This is a genomic window from Methyloceanibacter marginalis, from assembly GCF_001723295.1.
Classification (GTDB): Bacteria; Pseudomonadota; Alphaproteobacteria; order Rhizobiales; family Methyloligellaceae; genus Methyloceanibacter; species Methyloceanibacter marginalis.
In genome coordinates this window covers 1-3258 of sequence record NZ_LPWD01000298.1, presented here as the reverse complement: position 1 = coordinate 3258, position 3258 = coordinate 1, and the positions used below count along the sequence as shown (strand labels likewise).

Annotated in this window: 3 protein-coding genes; 1 reads left to right on the top strand and 2 read right to left on the bottom strand. The window is 63.3% G+C overall.

Annotated features, from left to right (window positions below):
- A partial coding sequence (locus AUC71_RS11215) for a transglycosylase domain-containing protein (RefSeq protein ID WP_069624333.1) occupies positions 1 to 2158 on the bottom strand: 2158 nt, incomplete at its 3' end.
- A gap of 221 nt (positions 2159 to 2379) precedes the next feature.
- Complete coding sequence (locus tag AUC71_RS11210) at positions 2380 to 2667, bottom strand: hypothetical protein (protein ID WP_069624332.1); 288 nt, start codon at positions 2665 to 2667, stop codon at positions 2380 to 2382.
- Positions 2668 to 3018: 351 nt separating this feature from the next.
- On the opposite strand from AUC71_RS11210, the gene AUC71_RS11205 reads away from it, so the two are divergent.
- On the top strand, positions 3019 to 3258 hold a 240-nt coding region (locus AUC71_RS11205; protein ID WP_141701624.1), incomplete at its 3' end, for a hypothetical protein.

Here is a 3258-nt window from a genome sequence, read left to right as displayed (position 1 = left end):
GGATGGTGCCTTCGCGCGTCGCTGACTCGTTTCGTCGGCGATTCTTCAGGCGCGGCGCCTTCTTGAGGAGCTTGCCGATCTCCTGAAGCACTTGGCGTGTCGCGGCCGGCATATCCTTCACGTTCTCGGCCGGCGGAGGTACCGGCAACTCGGCCGTGGAGCTTTGCGACATGATCGCGGCGATCCTTTGCTGCTCGGCGACCTGGCGCGGGTGGGGCTCGACACCTGGGATCACCGGGATGTTGTCTGTATCATGGGCCGCCTCCATGTAGGTCTTCCAGGCTTCCGCCGGGAAGCTACCGCCGGTCACTCGGGCCATGGGTGTGAAGTCGTCGTTACCCAGCCATACACCGGTCACGTATTGGCCGGTGTAGCCCATGAACCAAGCGTCACGATAGGCGGAACTCGTTCCCGTCTTACCCGCGTTGTTGGTGTAGTCGAGCTGCGATCGCCTTCCGGTTCCAGCCGTCACGACCGTACGCAACATGGAATTGAGCTGCTCGACGACCTTTTGCTCGAAGATTCGCTTGCGGGGCGGCTCGTCACGATCGTGATTGTAAAGGAGCTCGCCTGGAATGGTTCTGATCTCCTCGATAGCATAGGGCCGCACCTCTATGCCGCCGGATGCAAACACGGCATAGCCACCGACATGCTCGAGCGGGGTCATGCCATTGTCACCGAGCGCCAGCGAGCACGTCTTCTTCAGGTGCCTGATACCGATCTTCTCCAAATCGGCGAGTACATTCTCGCGGCCCGCTTGAAGCGAGAGCTTCACGGCAACGGTATTGATCGACTTCGCTAACGCCGTTCTGACGGTCATGCGTCCTCGAAATCCGCCAGAGTAGTTCTTCGGCGACCAGCGGCCGCAGCTGACATAGCCGTCACTGACGACCGTTTCGGGCGTGAAGCCGTGCTGAAGCGCGGTCAGATAGACGTAGGGTTTGAACGAAGAACCAGGCTGACGATAGGCGTGGGCCGCGCGATTGAACTGGCTTTGACCATAGTCCTTGCCGCCGACCATGGCGCGCACCGCGCCGTCGGTCTCCATCGAGACCAGGGCGCCGTTGTTGAAGTTGCGGGAGCGGCCGTACTTGTTGACCGTATCCTCAAGTGCATCGTCGGCAGACTTTTGTAGGCCGAGGTCCACCGTCGTCCGAGCTACGAGGATATGGTTGGGCTTGCCGGCCATGAGGCGTTGTACTTCCTCGAAGGCCCAATCGAGGAAATAGTCCGGCGTGTTGGAATCGCCGCGCTCGACGATCCGCGCCGGGTTCAGCCGGGCGCCGTAAACCTGGCCCTCGCTCAAATAGCCTGCCTCGACCATGTTGGTCAGCACTTCGTTGGCGCGGGCGCGGGAGGCAGCGAGGTTGACGTGGGGCGCATAGCGGGTCGGCGCCTTGAACATGCCGGCGAGCATGGCGGACTCGGCCAGGGTGACCTCGCGAATGGACTTACCGAAATAGTAATGTGCCGCGGCCTCGACTCCGTACGAGCCGCCGCCGAGATAGGCGCGGTCGAAATAGAGCTTGAGGATCTCGGGCTTGGTGTAGTGGTTCTCGAGATAGACGGCGATGAACGCCTCTTTGATCTTTCTCGACAGCGCTTTTTCCGGCGTCAGGAACATGTTCTTGGCGAGCTGCTGGGTGAGCGAGCTACCGCCTTGCACGACCTGATCGGCGCGGGCGTTCTCGGCAAGCGCACGGAACGTACCCATGACGTCGATGCCGAAATGGTCGAAGAAGCGCCGGTCTTCGGTGGCCAGCGTCGCCTTGATCATATGGTCCGGGATTTCCTCAAGCGGCACGGAGTCGTCGCGCAGGAGGCCGCGCTTGCCGATCTCGTTGCCGTAGCGGTCAAGGAAGGTGACGCTATATTCGTCGGAGAGGTTGATCTTGCCTTGGGCGACCTCGAAAGCGGGGAGGGCGAAGGCGAGGACGACCAGGAACCCGGCCACGCTCAAGGTCAGTCCCTCGCAGGCCAATTCATTGCAGGCGCGCCAGAAGCCCTTGATTTCAAAGCGGCCGAAGAAAGAAGAATAGGCGCTCCACCAATCGCGGAAGCCGATCCAGGCGCCATAGAGCCCGGAATCGATCCACGAATCGATCTTCAGCCAATCGATCAGCTTGCCGCGGCTATTGCCTTGTAGAAAGTCCCACAATTTACCCCGACCTCTTCACTGCGCGGCCGCCCGGCCACACGAAATCCGGCCGTCCAAAGGGGCGAACCTGAGGCGTACCGTATACCCCGATTACGGCCATTTATAGAGGTTCCACGCGGCCCCGCGAGCCCAAATTGCGCAAGCGGCGCGCCGCCCGAGCCAAGTTGCCGGAAAAGCCTCGCGCAACCGCCTTAAGGACCCGCTAACCGAGCCGGCCGGGCCTAGCCTTCGGCCTCGGCGAAGCCCTTCTTCTCCATGCACTCCACATAGTCGGACTCGGAGATCTTGCCCCGCAGCAGCAGAAGCCGCGTCACCGAGGAGATGCCCTTGCGGCGCGCCTCCTCCAGGCATTCCACCTTGGCGCCCTCGAAGGCGGCCTTGGTGTCGGCGGCCTCCACGGCGCGGGTGGGGATGAAGCCGACATCGGGCGCAGGGTTGCCGCGGCTGCAGGCGGCAAGGGGCATGGCCAAGAGGCCCGCCGCAAGCAGCGCCGTGTGCAGCCTCGTCACGATGATGATCCCCCCGACTTACGATCCGGCCCAAGCAACCTCAAAAGCGCTCCGCGCCCGCCGACGCTAGCCTCTTTCCCCCTGGTCTTGTACCGGCAGGCCGGTCGAAGGTTAAGGCCGAAAGCCGGTGCGACCCTTCGGGCCCGGGCTCTTTCCAAGAAAATGTCACCGGAAACAAAGGCGGCATCAAGGACACGCGCGGGGTGCGTCGTCCTGCCTCGATGCTCCGGCTCGCGGACACCGCATGCAAATCGCGCCAGCGCATATTCTGGCGGCGGCGCACTCTGTGCTAAGACTGTCGGCGAACGAGGGCCACATAACACGAAGCCCCCCGGGAGGAGGTTGCTGGAGATGCCGAAGCTCGTCTCGATCCGCCTGCTTGTTCTGACCGCCGCGTCGCTCGCGCTCACGTTCGCCGCGCCGCTGGCGCCCGCGTTCGCGGTCGACGAATTCGATCTGTCGGTGCCGCACGAAGGCGAGGAGGCCGCGCCGGCGCCCGATCTCGAATGCGCCGCGGAGTCTCTGTCGGGCAGCGGACCGGGCTTCGTGAGCTCGCGCGACGAGTCCGAGGAGGCCGCGCTCACCGCCTGG